Here is an 18,832-nt window from a genome sequence, read left to right as displayed (position 1 = left end):
TTAAATGAAAACACTCATTATTGGTCCTTCATGGGTTGGCGATATGATGATGTCGCAAAGCCTTTATCGTACATTAAAACAACTTGATTCTAATAACGAAATTGATGTTTTAGCTCCGGCTTGGTGTCGAGCACTATTAAATAAAATGCCAGAAGTGAATCAAGCAATTGCAATGCCATTAGGCCATGGTGAGTTTGCTTTTAAAAAACGTCGTGAAATAGGTAAATCACTACGTAATAACCATTATGATCAGGCTATTGTATTACCTAATTCATTCAAATCAGCATTGATTCCATTTTTTGCCAAAATTCCTAAACGTACAGGTTGGAAAGGTGAGATGCGTTATGGTTTATTAAACGATCTTCGTAAACTTGATAAGCAAGCATTTCCGTTAATGGTTGAACGCTATATTGCGCTTGCTTATCCTAATCAGATTCATTCGGCTTCCGATTTGCCACAACCACTACTATGGCCAAAACTCAATGTCGAACAAGATGAAATAACCCAAACTCTATCAACCTTTGCTATAACACAAGATGAACCATTAATTGGCTTTTGTCCTGGTGCTGAATTTGGCCCTGCAAAACGTTGGCCCGATTATCATTACGCAGCACTTGCTGATATGCTAGCTAAGCAACATGCTAAAATTCTTATTTTTGGTTCAGCAAATGATAAAAAAATAGGCGAACAGATTATTGCCAAAATGTCCCATTCTGATATGTGTATTAACTTAGCAGGTGAAACTCAATTAGAACAAGTCGTTAGTTTAATATCCGCTTGTAAAGCGATTGTAACTAACGATTCAGGATTAATGCATGTGGCAGCCGCGTTAAATAAACCATTGGTAGCACTTTATGGACCAAGTAGTCCTGACTTTACACCTCCACTATCAGACAAGGCTGAAATTATTCGTTTAATTACTGGGTACCATCATCGTGTCCGCAAAGGTGATACCGAACAAGGCTATCATCAAAGTTTAATCAATATTAAACCAGATAACGTATTTGAAACATTGATGAATCTTATTGTACGTTGCCAAAAGAGTAATGAATAATGCGTGTATTAGTTGTTAAAACATCTTCAATGGGTGATGTACTGCATACATTGCCAGCTTTAACCGATGCAGCCAATAACTTACCTAGCATTACCTTTGATTGGGTAGTTGAAGAAAATTTTGCTCAAATACCTAGCTGGCATTTTGCCGTCGATAGAGTAATTCCTGTTGCAATAAGACGCTGGAGAAAAAATTGGTTTGCTAAAAATGTTCGCCAAGAACATTATGAATTTATTCAAAATCTTAGTCAGAAAAAATATGATTGCATAATTGATGCACAAGGATTAATTAAAAGTTCTTTTTTAATTACACGAAAAGCACGTGGCATTAAACATGGTTTGGATCGTAAAAGCATTAAAGAGCCAATTGCTAGTTGGTTTTATGATGTAAAGCATAATGTTTCTAAACAAATGCATGCGATTGAACGTATTAGGCTGTTATTTGCAAAAAGCCTGCAATATGTTGTACCTGATTCAATAGGAAATTATGCAATTGCTCATCATTTTCTGTCTTCACCACCTAGCGATAATCAACAATATTTAATTTTTTTACACTCTACAACACGAGATGATAAGCATTGGACAGAAGAAGCTTGGAGAAAATTAATTAAATTAATTGAGCCAACAGGTTTAAAAATAAAATTACCTTGGGGTTCAATGCATGAACAACAACGTTCAATTCGCCTTGCTCAGGGATTTAACCATGTTGAAGTATTACCTAAGCTTTCACTTTATGAAATTGCATCTGTTATTGTAGGAGCAAAAGCTGTTGTATCGGTTGATACTGGGTTAAGTCATTTAACTGCGGCCTTAGACCGCCCTAATATTACTTTATTTGGTAAAACTGATCCTAAATTAATTGGCAGTTATGGGAAAAATCAGTTTAAGATTGTTTCACCACAAAAAAGTATGCAAACAATTCAGGCCAAACAAGTTTATCATCAGTTGGCTAATTTTTTATAAGTTAAAATCATTTTTAAAATAAAAAGGAATCGACTTAATGAATAAATATAGTGCTCTTATTTGCGAGAAATATGCTCAAATTAGTAATAATGAATTGGGTTATATTGATGATGCCTTAGGCGTGGTTCTACAAATTTTAGATGAAGTCGTTCGCAACGAACAAATTCCACAAGAGATAAAAAATAAAGCTGCTTATGCGGCAGCTAATCTATTAATTAGTGACTATGAGGTTAAATAACTGTAGGCAAAATGATAATGAAACGTGTAGACTTATCATCAGACTCAACTGTAATTGAGCCTTTATGCGTTTCAATAATTGATTTAACAATCGCAAGCCCTATCCCTGCACCTGAACTGTCATTACGATTTCTGGATTTATCAACACGATAAAAACGATCAAATAGGTGAGGTAAATGTTTGCTATCAATTTTTTCACCCGGATTAGATATGATCAATTTAACGCGATTTTCGGTTGCTTGACCTAAAGTTATAGTTATAATTTGATTAATTGGTGTATAACGAATCGCATTTGATAAGATATTACTAATTGCTCTTCCTAACATCAATTTATCACCCTGAATATGTGAACATGTGCCTTCAATATTAAATAGGATATTTTTTTCATCGGTTAGTGGCTCAAAATAGTCACAGACCATCATGATCATATTAGGTAAATTAATATCGATTAAATTAGGCATTAATTGACGATTATCAGCTTGTGCCAAAAAAAGCATATCAGATATCATTTGTGACATTCTTTCATATTCTTCTAGATTAGAATATAAAATTTCTCTATATTCGTTTGTCGTTCTAGCATTACTAAGCACTATTTGCGTTTGGGTAGTTAGATTAGTGATTGGTGTTCGCATTTCATGAGCAATATCAGCCGTAAAATTACGCTGACGATGAAACACATCCTCTACGCGATTAAGCATATCGTTAAATGCCCCAACTAAACTTACGTATTTTACAGGAACAGATGAAGTAGAAATGCGATAATTAAGACTTTTTAAGTTTATACGTTCAATTTTTTTAATCAAATGATTAATAGGTTTTTGCGTAAAATAGATACTGATAAATGAACCAATTAATGCCATGAAGCAAGATATAATAATAAGTAAGCCTAGACCGTTTCTTAATCGTCCAATAAACTCAATTTGTAGATCACGGCGAACAGCAACTATCAGGGTAAATTGTTTACCTTTTTCAATCATTACTCTCGATGCAGCTATACGATAAGAGGATTTATCAATATTCTGTATCTCACTACTTTTATTCGTAATTAAATGTTCTAACTGATCTTTTGTTAATGCTATCGATAGGTTAGGACCACGAGTTCGGTATACAACCTTGTCAAGGTCATCAAGAATATAGGCAAATAATTGATGATGACCAGTCAGAATTAATAGAAGATTTTGTATAAATTCATCATGGTTTTCATCGGGAGAATAATAAGATAACTCACGTTCAATTGAGGTAATCACAGAATTTAACTCTGTGACATTCTGCCTAATCGAAAATTTTTCAAATGATCTTTCAATTAAATAGCTAAAACAGTAAAGTAGCCCACATGTTAGTAGGCAAACAATAAGGGGTAAACGAAATGAAATTATTTTACTCTGCTTCATCCAATACATCTATTTTATAGCCCATACCACGAACAGTATGGATAAGTTTTGGTTCAAATCCAGCATCAATTTTGTTGCGTAATCTTCTAATCGCCACATCAATAACATTGGTATCACTATCAAAGTTCATATCCCAAACTTGCGAAGCGATTAAAGAGCGTGGTAAAACTTCACCTGGATAACGTAAAAAATATTCTAACAATAAAAATTCTTTATTAGTCAAATCAATTCTTTTGTCAGAACGTATTACAGTTCGTTTAGGTAAGTCCATTACCAAATCTGCAATACTTAATTGATAATTATTTACTTGTGGAACATTTCGCCTTAATAATGATTTTACCCTAGCTAATAGCTCGGCAAATGAAAAAGGTTTAACTAAATAATCATCCGCACCAAGATTAAGCCCCTTCACTTTGTCCTCAACGCTCCCCATAGCAGTTAGGAGCATGATTGGGGTATCTTTACCTGCTTCACGTAACGATTTTACAATTTTCCAACCAACAATATCAGGTAGCATTACATCTAAAATAATTAAATCATAATCTTCAGTCATGGCCCGATGATAACCATCTAAACCATTTTTAGTCAGATCGACAATAAAACCAGATTCAACTAACCCTTGACGAAGATACTCTCCTGTTTTTTGCTCGTCTTCAACAACTAATAATTTCATTTTGAATATTCCCTTTGCTGACCTATCAGATTATCGAACTGATATAACACTGTTATATGATATACGAAGAGAACAAATTCATTCATGATAATTTAATGACTATTTTGTAATGTTTTGGTCATTAATTAGTTTAGATTTATTTGTTATAGTATCCACACAATGATTCATGAGGCTAGACATTATTGTTTCATTGTTTTATTTCCTTTCATCCATTCCTTGCAATTTAATGCAGCCCTAGTTTATCTAGGGTTTTTTTTTACTTAAAATCGCAAATATACATGAAACAATATTAATTATTTCCTAACTATCCCTATTTAATAAAAGCATTTCAATTTAAATATGATGTTAAATTACTTTTTATATAATACTATCCCTATTTCCATATGTTCTGTATAAGGGAACTGATCAAACAATGCAAAATGCTTAATAACATGTGTTTGGGTTAGATAATGTAAATTTTCATATAAAGAATGAGGATTACAAGAAACATAAATGATTGTTTGATAATCTTTTAATATATTAATAGTATTTAAATCTAATCCTCCACGAGGTGGATCAACTAGTACTGTATTACATTGGTAATCATCCAAATTAATACCATTTAACCGTTTAAATTTTCTTTCTTTTTTAATTGCACTAGTAAATTCTTCCGCAGATAAACGCACAATAATAAGATTATCAATATTATTAGAAACAATATTATATTGAGCAGAATAAACCGATGCTTTAGCAATTTCGGTAGCCAATACTTTACGAAAGTTTTGGGCTAACGCAATAGAAAAGTTACCATTACCACAATAAAATTCAAGCAGATCTCCTGTTGAATTTTTCGTCACTGATATCGCCCATTCTAACATTTTAATATTTACAATAGCATTAGGCTGAGTAAAACTATTTTCAACTTGCCGATACATCAAATTTTTACCCATTACAGGTAAAACTTCATCAATATAATCTACATCAATTGCAATTTTTTGTTTGTTAGCTCGCCCAACAATATTTGCATCGATTCCTTTTGAAGCCAATTGACTTTTCAATTTATTCGCTTCAACAATCCAGTCATCATTTAATTTCTTGTGATACAAAAGTGTAATTAATAGCTGACCACTTAAAGTGGAAAAATAATCTATCTGAAAAAGTAAATGACGAAGTAATTGATTATGTTTTAAAAGTGGTAAAATTGCTTGCATAGCACGATTAATCAGTTTAGTCCCAATTGGAAAATTGTCAATTCTTACACGCTTTTTCGTGTTTTTATCATACATTATATGATATATATCTTCACCATTATGCCAAATTCTAAACTCAGCGCGCATGCGATAATGATTAATCGGAGATGAAAATATTGTTAAATCAGGCAGATTAAACTCCGATAATAATGCTATTAAATAATTTTTTTTATCTTCTAATTGTTGGTTATACTTATTGCTCAAGAAATATTCAGTCATTTTAATTATATGATTGTTAATATAAAAGGGAAAATAGTCAAATATAAAAATCTAACCAATATCTAATAAAAATTTGTATTAGAATATTTTGTGGATAATCCAAACAACTCAAAGATGAAATAGACAATATATCATTCACTAGCGCTTGGCTTCAATTGATTCTATCACAAACATAGAATGATGATAAGTCCAGACACTATATTAAAGTGTTATTCATACATATATTAATGATTAATGAAAAATATAATTTAGATAATAAATTAATAAAAAATATATTGATTGTTTAAAAGTAATTTAAAAAGTTTTTAATTTCACAAAAATATTTAAATAGGCAATAGGCATTACAGTAGTTCTAATAATAACAATACGACGATATTTAATGAATCAAAGTGATAGTAGTTGCAGGGATAATGATTGTAGTTATAGCCTTTGTGGTTATAATGTGTCAAATAATTTTTGACAATAAGATTACTATGACAAAACAAACTTTTTCTGACTTAGAATTAGATGATATTTTAATTCAAAATCTTCAACTACAAAACATTAAGATACCAACCGTTATTCAAGCACAAACCATTCCTGCTGCTTTAGATGATAAAGATATTTTAGGTTCAGCACCAACAGGTACAGGCAAAACGTTAGCTTTTTTAATTCCGGCTGTTCAACATTTATTAGATTTTCCACGCCGTAAACCTGGTCCTCCCCGTATTTTGATTTTAACTCCAACTCGTGAGCTTGCTATGCAAATTGCTGAACAAGCTAAATTATTGACTAAATCGACACATTTAAGCATAGCAACTATTACTGGCGGCGTAGCTTATATGAATCATGCAGAGGTGTTTAGTAAAAACCAAGATATCGTTATTGCAACAACCGGTAGGTTATTACAATATATAAAAGAAGAAAACTTCGACTGTCGAGCTGTTGAAATACTCATTTTAGATGAAGCTGATCGCATGTTAGATATGGGCTTTTCGCAAGATGTAGAAACAATATCTGCTGAAACTCGCTGGCGTAAACAGACAATGTTATTTTCAGCCACTCTTGAAGGTGAAGGTTTAGAAAATTTTGCTCGACGCATTTTGAACGATCCTATTGAAATTAAAGCTGAGCCATCACGTAAAGAACGAAAAAAAATTTTACAATTTTATTATCGTGCTGATGATCTAACACATAAAGTTGCGCTGTTAAGCCATTTGCTAAAACAAGAAGAGGTAAAGAGAACCATTGTTTTTGTACGTAAGCGGGAACGTGTACATGAGCTAGTAACTTTACTTCATCAAGCAGGGATACATAGCTGTTACCTAGAGGGTGAAATGGTTCAGGCTAAACGTAATGAAGCAATAAAAAGAATTAAAAACAATGTAGTTAATGTTTTAATTGCCACAGATGTAGCAGCTCGAGGAATAGATATTGATGATATTAGTCATGTCATTAATTTTGATGCTCCTAGAACTGCTGATGTCTATTTACATCGCATAGGTCGAACAGCACGCGCAGGAAAAAAGGGTACAGCAATAATGCTTGTTGAAGCACATGATAATCCATTATTACAAAAAATTGAACGTTACATTCAAGAGCCAATTAAATTGCGCACTATTGAGGGATTGAAACCAAAAACTAAAGCCCCAAAACTAGTCACTAAGAAAAAACTATCACAAAAGGCGAAACTAAAAAATAAAGCAAACAAGCAATCTGATGCGAATAAGAAAAAAGTAAAAGAGCGCTTGCGAGATAAAAAAAATAAAGGGAAACGAAGAATTAATAATTAATTTCGAAGAATAATTGTTTTCTTAATAGTTTAAACTTATACAATTGATTGTTCATAATGAATTGGACTATTGTTTTTAATTGTTATAATAATCTTGCAATTTTGTTAGTATTATTTTATAGATTTTTTAGGAGAAATACCATGACATTAGTCACTCGTAAAGCCCCAGATTTTACTTCAGCAGCTGTTTTAGGTTCTGGTGAAATTGTTAATAATTTTAATTTAGCAACACATATTAAAGGAAAATATGCTGTTGTTTTCTTTTGGCCTATGGACTTTACATTTGTTTGCCCATCAGAAATTATCGCTTTTGATCATCGTTTAGAAGAATTTAAAAAGCGTGGGGTTGAGGTTATTGGTATTTCAATGGATTCTGAATATGTGCATAACGCATGGCGTAACACACCACAAGATAAAGGTGGAATTGGTGAAGTAAAATTCCCAATTGTAGCAGATGTTAAACATTCAATTATGCAAGCATATGGAATTGAACACCCAGAAGCTGGTGTTGCATTACGCGCATCCTTCTTTATTGATAAGTCAGGTATTGTTCGTCACGAAACCATCAATGATTTACCAATTGGTCGTAACATTGATGAAATGATTCGTATCGTCGATGCATACCAATTTCATGAAGAACACGGTGAAGTTTGCCCAGCACAATGGACTAAAGGTAAACAAGGAATGCAAGGCAATCCTAACGGCGTGGCGAACTTCCTTAAGCAACATGCGAATGATTTATAAACAAACAAATAATTAAATTAATTTAAAGTTTAAAAATCATTTTACCACATAGCCTATTAATGACCGGATATTTTCCGGTTTTTTTATAAATTAACTGCAATATTTTACTAATTAAGTTAACAAAACTTTAAATTTAATTTTAGGGTTTTTTATTTCAATTATATAGTTAAACCTACAGTAGAATTAGTTTCTTAAATGCAATAATAAATTACATTGTCATATGCAAGCCAACAACACCAACAATAATAATGCCAAGCCCAAATAAACGTGAAGGATTTTTAGGTTCATTAAATAATAGCATATTGGCCAGTACGGCTCCCGACGTTCCAAGACCAACCCATACCGGATAGGCAATGCTCAACTCAAGATAATGAAGTGATAAGTAAAATAATATAAAAGAAACAAAAAAACCTCCCCAATATAAAACTAGTTTATAAAAATTTTTTTTCTGTGCATATAGTTTCAGCCCAACAGCACCAGTTACTTCAAAAATAGATGCTGTCAATATTAATAACCACCCCATTTTTACCTCTATTATCGTTCATCAGCTATCTGTGCGTTTAAGTTGCACTAAACCAATAATGATTAAAGCAATAAAGAAAATCTGCATCAATTTTATTTCTTTTCCAAAAAGTAACATATCGATGACCACTGAACCAACAGCCCCAACACCAGAAAATATGGCATAAACGGTACCAGTTGGAATTGTTTTACAAGCATTCGTAAGAAGTGTGAAATCAATAATGATTAGGATCACAATAATAATCCAATGCCAAAGTTCCGTTGCAGTGCTAAACCCCAAAATCCAACACAACTCAAAAAAGCAAGTTAGGATCACAAATGCCCATTCTTTATTTATGCTAAAAATCTTATTTATATTAAACATTGCTACCCCACTATATTTATTTTTTTACATTTATTATTTGATTATGCTCTTTTAGCGATATTAACCTATATAAAAGGAAGATGGTTCGCAAACAAATTATTTGCCACCGTAAGATCTAAATGTTTATGTGTAGAAAAGACAGCTCTTTTTATATTAAGACACCAATACTATCTAAAATATCTTTACACTGTATTATTTTTATTTATCCACTACTTGAACAATTCTATAATGGAGAAGTATAAATGACAAGATTAAAATCTTTATTAATCAATATATCACGTATTAACTTAACCGCTTTGCCATATATTGATTAGGCTAGTTCCTGCCATTTGACTTTCATATTTGTTAGTATGTGATTTCATTGTATTTGCTAATAGAATAATAGCTAATTGAAATTTTAGCTAAATTTATAAAATCAATTATGTTAAATAAGTTAATTAATTTAGCCATATTTCACTCATTATCTGCAAAATATGACTAAAATTACTATTTTAGTTGTAATTTCCGATATTCAACAATATCTTCAATAGTCACTACTGGCATATGATATCTTTTAGCAAATTGAACGACCTCTGGTGCCCTTGCCATTGTTCCATCATCATTAGTTAACTCACACAATACGGCAGCAGGTTTTAAGTCGGCTAATGTGACCAAATCAATCGATGCCTCAGTATGACCACGCCGAACCAATACCCCCCCTTCTTTAGCGACTAATGGAAACACATGTCCAGGGTGATTTAAATCACTTGGCTTAGCACTATCAGCTATAGCCGCTTTAATTGTTGTTACACGGTCTGTGGCCGATACCCCGGTCGTTACTCCTTCAGCAGCTTCAATGGAAATGGTAAATGCTGTATTATTTTTACTCGTATTATTGGCAACCATCATAGGCAAATCTAATTGTTTGCAATGTTTTGGTAGCAAACATAAGCAAACAATGCCACTACCATAACGAATAGTGATAGCCATTTGTTCAGGGGTAATTGACTCAGCAGCCCAAATAATGTCACCTTCGTTTTCGCGATCTTCGTCGTCTAACACGAGCACACCTTGACCTGCTTTAATAGAGGCAATCGCTTTTTTGACACGCTCAATCGGCGTTCCAAATTCATTTAAATTAAACTGATTCATGGTAAATACCTATATTTTTTTAACTTGCCCATTTCATTATTTACTTAATTAACCGTTTAGCAGTGATACTATTTAGCTATTAAATTAATTAAGTACAAATAAATAAAATACCAGAATCAGGGCAGTGCTTGACCAGCATGGCTTTGCCTTTCAGCAAATATTGGAAAGATAAGCAACTCTCTTTTATCCAGACTTTAACTGTCGGCTTTGGAATTTCACCAAATCTGCTTGACCTTAACCTATCAAAACTAACCGAACAATAAATAAATCATCATTGTTAACAAGACAAATTAAGCGCTCGTGGGCTATACCACCGGTGGGGATTTACACCCCGCCCTGAGAATTTTGCCAAAAAATTGGCAAATCACACTATAATACAAAATGATAAAAAAAACACGGGGATTTTTAAACGAAATATTGCCGCAAAGTGCGGCAAAAATAGAAAGTGCAACTTGTTAATGCATACCAGTTTCATTTATTTTACGTCGTTCCGTTTTACGCATCCATAACCATGAAATAAACCCAATAATTCCAACGATCAATAAAATAATTGTTGCAAGCGCATTAACTTGCGGATCGACCCCTAATTTTACTTTAGAGAAGATTAATTTCGGTAATGTCATTGCTCCAGGCCCCGTTACAAAATTAGCAATCACTACATCATCAAGTGATAAAGTAAAAGCTAATAACCAACCAGAAACTAATGCGGGCGCAATCATAGGCAATGTAATAATAAAAAACACTTTTAATGGATTAGCACCTAAATCTAAAGCAGCTTCCTCAATTGATTTGTCAAGTTCGCGGAGCCTTGCACTAATAACTACGGTCACATAAGCCATACAGAATGTAGTATGTGCCATCCAAATAGTAATTGCACCACGATCTTTTGGCCACCCAAGAATCTGCCCCATACCGACAAATAAAAGCAATAATGCCAAGCCCGTAATAATATCAGGCATAACCAGTGGGGCTGTTGTCATAAATGAAAACAGATTTGCGCCTTTAAATTGTTTGAAGCGAACAATAGCATAAGAGGCAAGAGTACCTAATACTGTTGCAAAAGTCGCAGCACACACGGCAATTGCTAAACTCAAACCTACAGCTTTAAATAATTCTTCATTATGCATTAGCACAAAGTACCATTTAGTTGAAAATTCAGCCCATACTGTAACTAAGCGAGAACTATTAAATGAATAAACAATTAGAATAATCATTGGGATATATAAAAACGAAAATGCCACCAATAAAATAAGCCCTTTAAGGCATCGGAAAATGAGTGCTAATGTCACAACCACTGTCACAATCAGGCTAAACATTAAACTGTTGACATATAAGCTTGTATTGGTAAGTAAATCTAACCCAGCCGAACTAATCAGTACCGATAGTAATAACGAGCCTAATAAAAATGAGATAAATACAATCACAGAAGATCGCAAAATAACAGGTAAATCATTCATCTATTTACCCTCCATTTGCCGGTTTTGAAATTTATTGAAATAGTAAATTGGCACTATCAAAATCAACAACATAACTGTCGCAACTGCAGCTGCTGCAGGCCAATCAGTATCTCGAGAGAATATAGTCCAAATTTGCGTACCAATCATAATACTTCGAGAAGGCCCTAACAATTCAGGTATCACATATTCACCAACAGCTGGAATAAACACTAGCATACCGCCAGCAATAATGCCATTTTTGGTGAGTGGTACAATAATCTTAAAAAAGGTTTTAATTGGCTTACAACCTAAGTCTAATGCGGCTTCAATTAATGTCGAATCGACTTTACTTAATGAAGTATAAATCGGTAATACCACAAACGGTAAATAAGAATACACAATACCAATATAAACAGCCAAATAGGTTTTTATAATCACAAGTGGCTGATCAATAACCCCTAACCACATTAAAAAGTGATTTAACAAACCTTCTTGATTTAAAATACCGATCCACGCATAAACTTTAATTAAAAATGATGTCCAAGATGGTAAAATAATTAATAATAACAGAATATTACGTGTCGATTGTTTACATTTTGAAATTGCCCATGCTAATGGATAACCAATTAAAATACATAATATGGTTGAAATAGCCGCAATTTTTAATGATTCTAAATAAGAATCAAAATAAATATTGTCATTAACTAAGTTAATATAATAACCAAAGTTCAAAGCAATATTTAGTAACCCATCATCATAACTAAATAAATCAGTATAAGGAGGAATGGCAAAGATTTTTTCAGAAAAACTAATTCTAAAGACAATTAAAAATGGTAATAAAAATAACAATAACATCCATAAATAAGGAATGGCAATAACAATTAAACGCCCATAAAGTGTCATCAGGTCAGTATCTGAACGTTGTTGCTGCATTTTTTTATAGGCAAAATAAATTGCCACAAGCCCAGCAGGAACAAACAATATACTACCAGCAATAATCAGCCGATAAGCAAACTTAGAAGGTTTATAATTTGCTAAATATAACCCCAAGCATGACAATAAAAAGCTCAATGTCATTGCGGTAAATAGCGCATCTAAAAATAAATTGTCAAAGGCACCTGTTGTTACAAAACGCCAATAAACATTGAGCAACACAAATGCATTTAACAACAATCCTAATACAATGGATCGCATTATGATATCCTTTTTTGTTTATTCAGTAAGCACAACACAACTATCAACTTCCCAACTTAAGTTAACTATGTCACCCCAAGTTGGCATGCCTTTACGATAACGATGTTCATTTTGTAGCTGAGCGATGATAATTTGCCCGCTTGGTAATTTAACATGATAAATAGATAGATCCCCAAGATAAGCAATTTCGACCACTTCACCAGTTGCCAGATTGTAGCCGTCTTCTGGAATTTCGTCGCATAATTTAATTTTTTCAGGGCGTAGTGCAACTTGTATTGGCACACCTTCAACCGCTGGCGAATCATAATCGACTTTTAATGGACGCTTAATCATAGGGCAGCTAATGATCAAACCATCTTCTTGCGTTTCTTGCAAAATACCATCAAAAACATTTACCGAACCAATAAACTCAGCACTATAACGGCAATTTGGGTGTTCATAAATCTCTTCAGGCTCACCGATTTGTACAAATTGGCCTTTATTCATAATGGCAATACGCCCTGCCATGGTCATGGCCTCTTCTTGATCATGAGTTACCATCACACACGTTGCGCCCACTTGCTCTAAAATGCTAACCACTTCAAGTTGCATTCGATCTCGAAGCTGTTTATCAAGTGCCCCCATAGGTTCATCAAGTAATAACAATTTTGGACGTTTAGCCAAACTACGAGCTAGTGCCACACGTTGTCTTTGCCCACCAGATAATTGATGCGGTTTACGTTTACCAAATTGCTCCATATGCACAAGGGCTAACATTTCATCAACACGTTGTTTTATTTCATCCTCATCTAATTCATCTTGTTCTAAACCAAAGGCAATATTCTGCTCAACCGTCATGTGAGGAAATAAAGCGTACGATTGAAACATCATATTAATTGGACGATCATAAGGCGGAACTTGTGATAAATCCTTACCATCAAGAATAATTTGCCCTGATGTAGGCTGTTCAAAGCCAGCAAGCATTCGTAACAATGTAGATTTACCACTACCTGACGCACCTAATAAAGCAAAAATTTCACCAGCGTAGATAGTCAAGTTGACATCATCAACAGCATAATAATCATCATTAAAAACTTTAGTTAAATTTTTGATCTCCAACAGTGGAGTTACCATCTTTTTTTTAGGCTGCACCTGATTTGTTGTTTTATTGTTCACTCTATTTCCCTCATAACAACAAGCCAAAAAAACGAGACGGAAAGGCTAAATAACCTATCCGTCTAGAATTATTATCTAAATTCGATATACAAAATATCGACTATTTACCAGTTTTAAGTTTAGTCCATGTACGAGTAATTACGCGTTCAAGTTTAGGATCTTTAACCTGCAAAGTGAATAGTTTTTCCATCACTTCTGGTTTTGGATAAACAGCAGGATCGTTTTTCACCTCTGGTTTTACAAATTTGTCATTTGCTTCTTTATTGGCGCTAGCAAAATTCACATCGTTGGTGACTTGTGCGGCAATTTCAGGTTTCATGACAAAATTTAAAAACTCATGCGCTTCATCAGGATTTTCTGAATCTTTTGGAATAGCAAAGGTATCAAAGAAGACTAATGCGCCCTCTTTTGGAATTTGATAACCAATATGCACACCATTTTTTGCTTCGTTAGCTCTATCTCGTGACTGTAAAATATCGCCAGACCAACCTAAAATGACACAAATATCACCATTTGCTAAATCAGTAATATATTGTGAAGAATGGAAATAACGAATATTTGGTCTCACTTTTTCTAACAACTCATAAGCAGCACCAGTATAATCTTTAACATCAGTACTGTTTGGATTTTTACCTAAATATCGAAGTGCACTTGCAAAGATTTCAGTTGGCGCATCTAAAAATGCCACACCACAATCTTTTAATTTTTCCATATTTTCTGGTTTAAAGACTAAATCCCAACTATCAACTGGTGCGTCTTCGCCCAAACGTTCTTTAACTTTATCAATGTTATAACCGATACCTGTTGTCATCCATACATAAGGGATAGCATACTTATTATCAGGATCATGCGTTGCCATTAACTTCATTAAATTTGGATCAAGATTTTTCCAATTTGGTAACTTGCTTTTATCTAACGGTAAATAAACATCTGATTTAATTTGTTTGGCTAAAAAACTATCAGAAGGTGAAACCACATCAAACCCAGAATGGCCCGCCATCAATTTACCTTCAAGGATTTCGTTTGAATCATACACATCATAAACAAGTTTGATGCCTGTTGATTTTTCGAAATCAGAAATAGTATTAGAACCGATTTGACCTGCCCAATTGTAAAAATGTACAACACGATCTTTAGCTATAGCTGATTGAGATAATGCTAATGAAACACCAGCAAGAATTGAAAGAATTGTTTTACGTTGAGTAAACATGCTCACCACTTCTCCTATTGTTATAGGGATATTACATGTCAAACACAAGCCCATTGAAAAGACACAATGAACCCCCCCAAATTTTACCAATATCAATATAGTTTATGAAAAAATATAGTATGGTGAAACCTAGGTAAGCAAGCAATTACTAGTTATTAATTAAATCAAAAATAATTAGAATTAACCTTGCATTACGTGGGATAAAATACCTTCTTTTTCAAAGATGTCTACATAAAATATAAAAAATCTTAAAATTTAGAGTTGATTGACTATATTTTAGTCTCTCAACTCTTATTTAGTAGTCTATTAACAATAAATTTTCATATTTTATTCGGCATTAGCTTGCAAAATTTTTGCATTTGGCTGCCAAATACGATATTTAACTTGCAAATCATTTGGCACATAAAGCACAATAGGTAGACGGCTATTGTAATCTAACCAACTAAGATTAGCAGTAACAAATTGATTTTTATTCGTTGATACTGGGCAAGCCATTAAGGTCGAAATTTCACCATAGACTTTATCAACAACATAATAATTATACCCCCAACCTTTTAACTCCTCCTGCTTTAAGGTTGTTGCTAAATGCGAAAAATTACAATCAACATTCATTTCTTTACCGACTAAAACTTCAACTTTAGCACTATTTTCATCTGTTAACTTTGGCAGATGAATAGCATAACGCGTATAACCTGTTGAAGCTTCTGGATAAGGTGCAACATCATTAATACTTTGCACTGTTTGTGGTAATTTAGAAGTGTTTGAGCAGGCTGATAAAGCTATCCCCATAAACATAATTAACGCTAATTTTTTCATTTTATTACTCCCAATAATATTATATTTCATTAATATAGTCCCATATGATTTTATAACTACAATGCGTATAATAGCACTGTATAGATTAAATATTATGGAAAAAAAATGTCAACCGAAAAAAAAACATACGATTTATTGAAATTAATCTTAAATCTCTTATTAATAGGATTATTTATTATAATCACTTACCGCATTGTTGAAGCCTTTTTATTTGGTTTTTTCTGGGCTGTAATGGTCGTAATTACTACTTGGCCATTAATGATAAAGATTCAACAAAAACTTTTCAATAAACGATGGTTGTCGCTATTAGTAATGGCATTAATTTTAGCCATTGTTTGTGTAATACCTTTTCTTTTGATTATTAGCAGCGTTGCTAAAAATGGGCACTATCTTATCGAATGGGTAAGGACACTTTCCCACCAAGAGCTGCCGACTTTTGATTGGTTGGAAAATGTACCGACATTTGGAAGTGAGTTACATCAAAAATGGTTAGATCTCATTAAGACTGATGGTTCAGATCTCATTACCAAAGCACAACCTTATATTGGAACAATGATAAAATGGCTCATTGAACAAGCCACAAATATTGGTATTTTTATCTTTCATGCAGGAGTAATGATTATATTTAGTCTTTTGCTTTTTTTAAAAGGCGAGAATATAGCAAAGTATGTTTATTTATTTGCTAACCGCCTATCTAAGCAATATGGCGAAATCACTATTACTTTAGCGGGACAATCAATTAGGGCAGTAGCATTAGGCGTCGTAGTGACTGCTATAACTTTGGCTTTAATTGGTGGATTAAGTTTCGTTCTAACAAAAATACCGATAGCTGGAATACTAACTTTAATATTATTTATTTGTTGTGTAGCCCAAATTGGCCCTGTAGTAGTTATGCTTGGCTGTATCATCTGGCAATTTTGGAATGGACATACAATCTCAGGCATAATACTAATTATAGTTGCCATTATCTTAACTACATTAGATAGTGTAATGCGTGCTTATTTAATTAAAAAAGGAGCTGATCTGCCATTTTTATTAATCTTATTTGGGGTGATTGGCGGTCTGCTTGGCTTTGGTATTATGGGGTTATTTATAGGACCTGTTGTATTGGCATTAACTTATAAAATAATTCAAACATGGGTTGATGAGCAATCTTAAAAAAATTATCATCAACTAAAGTTTTTAACAATTACTATAAAATTTAATTCGTTGACAACAATAGATATATCTCTACATTGATATTAAAAGGAGAATTATTTTTCTGGTGTAATTTATGTTATTCTACAAATTAAACCAGTCATAATGATATAAGAATTATGCAAATACCATTTATAAAGTATAATCACCAAAAACAGCTTGATGAGCTACCAAAAATTTCACAGGATGCCGATAAATATCGCATTTTATTTGATCCTAAAGCTTATCATCTTGCATTGCTTGATGCGATCAATAATGCGCAATACCGTATTTATATCGTTGCATTATATTTAGAACAAGACGAAGCAGGAAGTGAAATACTTGCCGCACTCTATCAAATTAAAAAACAACGTCCGAATTTAGATATTAAAGTGTTCGTTGATTGGCACAGAGCACAACGAGGACGAATTGGCGAAGAAAAAACTAAGACCAATGCTAGATATTATTATCAATTAAAAAAAGAAAACCCAAATATTGACATTCCAATTTTTGGCGTGCCAGTAAATCGCCGTGAGGTTCTTGGTGTGCTTCATCTTAAAGGGTTTATTATTGATGACACAGTGATCTATAGTGGTGCAAGCATCAACAATGTATACTTACATAAATTTAATAAATATCGATACGATCGCTATCATTTAATTACCAATAAAGTACTTGCCAATAGTATGGTAGAATATATTAATAGCAATTTTTTACCGTTTGAAGCAATCCAACGATTGGATGTGGAAAAACACAAATCACGGAAACAGATTAAGCCTGAAATTAGAGCTTTACGCCAGCATCTTACGAATATTAGTTATCAATACACTAATGAGGTAAATAATCAAACACTTTCAGTTTCACCTATTTCGGGGCTTGGACGAAATAACTCACTCAATAAAATTATTCGCCATTTGATTAATTCTACGCAACAAAAAGTGATTTTTTGTACTCCTTATTTCAATTTACCTAACATTTTGGTGCGTGATATTATTCGACTACTCCGAAAAGGACGTCAAGTTGAAATCATTGTAGGGGATAAAGTAGCAAATGACTTTTACATTCCCGAAGAAAAACCTTTTAATATTTCTGGTGGATTACCTTATTTGTACGAAATCAATTTAAGAAATTTTATTGAGCGTTTACAGACATTTATTGATAAAGAACAACTTATTATACGATTATGGAAAGATGCAGATCAAACTTATCATCTTAAAGGCATTTGGGTAGATAATCAATGGGTTTTAATTACCGGTAATAACCTTAATCCTCGTGCATGGCGTTTAGATCTGGAAAATGGAATTTTAGTCCACGATCCTAAACAGGAATTAAAGGATCAGTTCATTAAAGAGCTCAATACTATTCGGGAAAAGACAATTTTAGTTAACCATTTTCAACAAATTCAAGCCAGTCAATTTTATCCTAATCATGTACATAAATTAATAAAACGGTTAAGCCGAGTTAAAATAGACAGAATTATCAAACGGTTACTATAAAATCAATCTAAATATAAATTTGATTACCAACAAATATAATATTTTACAATTC

Annotated in this window: 18 protein-coding genes and 1 riboswitch; of the genes, 7 read left to right on the top strand and 11 right to left on the bottom strand. The window is 32.9% G+C overall.

Annotated elements, in window-relative coordinates; genetic code table 11:
• The first annotated feature begins 4 nt into the window (after positions 1-4).
• From rfaF to A9G34_RS04855, 3 genes are read left to right on the top strand one after another with little or no spacing between them, the layout of a single operon-like run.
• Positions 5-1,054: an ADP-heptose--LPS heptosyltransferase RfaF gene (gene rfaF / locus A9G34_RS04865; RefSeq protein ID WP_065569065.1), complete on the top strand. Its 1,050-nt coding sequence runs from the start codon at positions 5-7 to the stop codon at positions 1,052-1,054.
• Positions 1,054-2,016 (top strand): lipopolysaccharide heptosyltransferase RfaC, encoded by a 963-nt coding sequence (gene rfaC, locus A9G34_RS04860; RefSeq protein ID WP_065569064.1) that lies wholly within the window; start codon positions 1,054-1,056, stop codon positions 2,014-2,016. Before rfaF ends, rfaC begins: the two co-directional genes overlap by 1 nt.
• A 37-nt stretch (positions 2,017-2,053) precedes the next feature.
• A complete protein-coding gene (locus A9G34_RS04855; RefSeq protein WP_034945155.1) occupies positions 2,054-2,254 on the top strand; it encodes a YaeP family protein in 201 nt (66 codons plus the stop codon).
• Here A9G34_RS04855 and A9G34_RS04850 read toward each other — a convergent pair.
• From A9G34_RS04850 to trmA, 3 genes are all read right to left on the bottom strand, one after another.
• On the bottom strand, positions 2,247-3,644 hold the full coding sequence (locus A9G34_RS04850; RefSeq protein WP_065569063.1) for a heavy metal sensor histidine kinase: 1,398 nt from the start codon (positions 3,642-3,644) through the stop codon (positions 2,247-2,249). The genes A9G34_RS04855 and A9G34_RS04850 overlap by 8 nt on opposite strands.
• Positions 3,631-4,317, bottom strand: coding sequence for a heavy metal response regulator transcription factor (locus A9G34_RS04845; protein ID WP_034945150.1), 687 nt, complete (start codon positions 4,315-4,317; stop codon positions 3,631-3,633). The genes A9G34_RS04850 and A9G34_RS04845 overlap by 14 nt, the downstream gene beginning before the upstream one ends.
• Positions 4,318-4,667: 350 nt before the next feature.
• Positions 4,668-5,765 carry a tRNA (uridine(54)-C5)-methyltransferase TrmA gene (gene trmA, locus A9G34_RS04840; RefSeq protein WP_051825145.1) on the bottom strand — a complete coding sequence of 366 codons (1,098 nt, stop codon included), beginning with the start codon at positions 5,763-5,765 and terminating at the stop codon, positions 4,668-4,670.
• Positions 5,766-6,238: 473 nt separating this feature from the next.
• Between trmA and srmB the strand changes: the two genes are divergently transcribed.
• Both srmB and A9G34_RS04830 read left to right on the top strand, forming a co-directional pair.
• The gene (gene srmB / locus A9G34_RS04835; RefSeq protein ID WP_065569144.1) at positions 6,239-7,537 is read left to right on the top strand and encodes an ATP-dependent RNA helicase SrmB; all 1,299 of its coding nucleotides are present in this window, start codon (positions 6,239-6,241) and stop codon (positions 7,535-7,537) included.
• Between the two features lie 140 nt (positions 7,538-7,677).
• The gene (locus A9G34_RS04830; protein WP_034945147.1) at positions 7,678-8,280 is read left to right on the top strand and encodes a peroxiredoxin C; all 603 of its coding nucleotides are present in this window, start codon (positions 7,678-7,680) and stop codon (positions 8,278-8,280) included.
• 208 nt (positions 8,281-8,488) lie between these two features.
• Here A9G34_RS04830 and A9G34_RS04825 read toward each other — a convergent pair whose 3' ends face one another.
• The 8 genes from A9G34_RS04825 to eco all read right to left on the bottom strand — a co-directional run bounded on the left by A9G34_RS04825 (position 8,489) and on the right by eco (position 16,108).
• Entirely contained in the window at positions 8,489-8,803 is a 315-nt protein-coding gene (locus A9G34_RS04825) for a DMT family transporter (RefSeq protein ID WP_034945144.1), read from the bottom strand.
• A gap of 21 nt (positions 8,804-8,824) precedes the next feature.
• Positions 8,825-9,166: a DMT family transporter gene (locus A9G34_RS04820; protein ID WP_034945141.1), complete on the bottom strand. Its 342-nt coding sequence runs from the start codon at positions 9,164-9,166 to the stop codon at positions 8,825-8,827.
• A 486-nt stretch (positions 9,167-9,652) separates the two neighbouring features.
• Positions 9,653-10,297, bottom strand: coding sequence for a 3,4-dihydroxy-2-butanone-4-phosphate synthase (ribB, locus tag A9G34_RS04815; RefSeq protein WP_034945139.1), 645 nt, complete (start codon positions 10,295-10,297; stop codon positions 9,653-9,655).
• Between the two features lie 171 nt (positions 10,298-10,468).
• Positions 10,469-10,645, bottom strand: a riboswitch (FMN riboswitch).
• A 107-nt stretch (positions 10,646-10,752) separates the two neighbouring features.
• Complete coding sequence (locus A9G34_RS04810; RefSeq protein ID WP_218055675.1) at positions 10,753-11,754, bottom strand: ABC transporter permease subunit; 1,002 nt, start codon at positions 11,752-11,754, stop codon at positions 10,753-10,755.
• Positions 11,755-12,666 carry an ABC transporter permease subunit gene (locus A9G34_RS04805; RefSeq protein ID WP_065569142.1) on the bottom strand — a complete coding sequence of 304 codons (912 nt, stop codon included), beginning with the start codon at positions 12,664-12,666 and terminating at the stop codon, positions 11,755-11,757. It abuts the gene before it with no gap.
• 279 nt (positions 12,667-12,945) lie between these two features.
• Positions 12,946-14,082: a putrescine ABC transporter ATP-binding subunit PotG gene (potG, locus tag A9G34_RS04800; RefSeq protein WP_218055674.1), complete on the bottom strand. Its 1,137-nt coding sequence runs from the start codon at positions 14,080-14,082 to the stop codon at positions 12,946-12,948.
• A gap of 100 nt (positions 14,083-14,182) precedes the next feature.
• Positions 14,183-15,292, bottom strand: a complete 1,110-nt coding sequence (locus A9G34_RS04795) for an extracellular solute-binding protein (protein WP_034945136.1) — start codon at positions 15,290-15,292, stop codon at positions 14,183-14,185.
• A 327-nt stretch (positions 15,293-15,619) separates the two neighbouring features.
• Positions 15,620-16,108, bottom strand: coding sequence for a serine protease inhibitor ecotin (eco, locus tag A9G34_RS04790; protein WP_034946071.1), 489 nt, complete (start codon positions 16,106-16,108; stop codon positions 15,620-15,622).
• Between the two features lie 105 nt (positions 16,109-16,213).
• On the opposite strand from eco, the gene ydiK reads away from it, so the two are divergent.
• Entirely contained in the window at positions 16,214-17,266 is a 1,053-nt protein-coding gene (gene ydiK, locus A9G34_RS04785) for an AI-2E family transporter YdiK (RefSeq protein ID WP_034945133.1), read from the top strand.
• 158 nt (positions 17,267-17,424) lie between these two features.
• On the top strand, positions 17,425-18,780 hold the full coding sequence (gene pssA, locus A9G34_RS04780; protein ID WP_034945130.1) for a CDP-diacylglycerol--serine O-phosphatidyltransferase: 1,356 nt from the start codon (positions 17,425-17,427) through the stop codon (positions 18,778-18,780).
• Positions 18,781-18,832: the final 52 nt, after the last annotated feature.

The sequence above is a fragment of the Gilliamella sp. Choc4-2 genome (genome assembly GCF_001690355.1).
GTDB classification, from domain to species: domain Bacteria; phylum Pseudomonadota; class Gammaproteobacteria; order Enterobacterales; family Orbaceae; genus Gilliamella; species Gilliamella apicola_A.
Note: the sequence above shows the minus strand (reverse complement) of the source record. Positions and strands in the feature narration are given on the sequence as shown.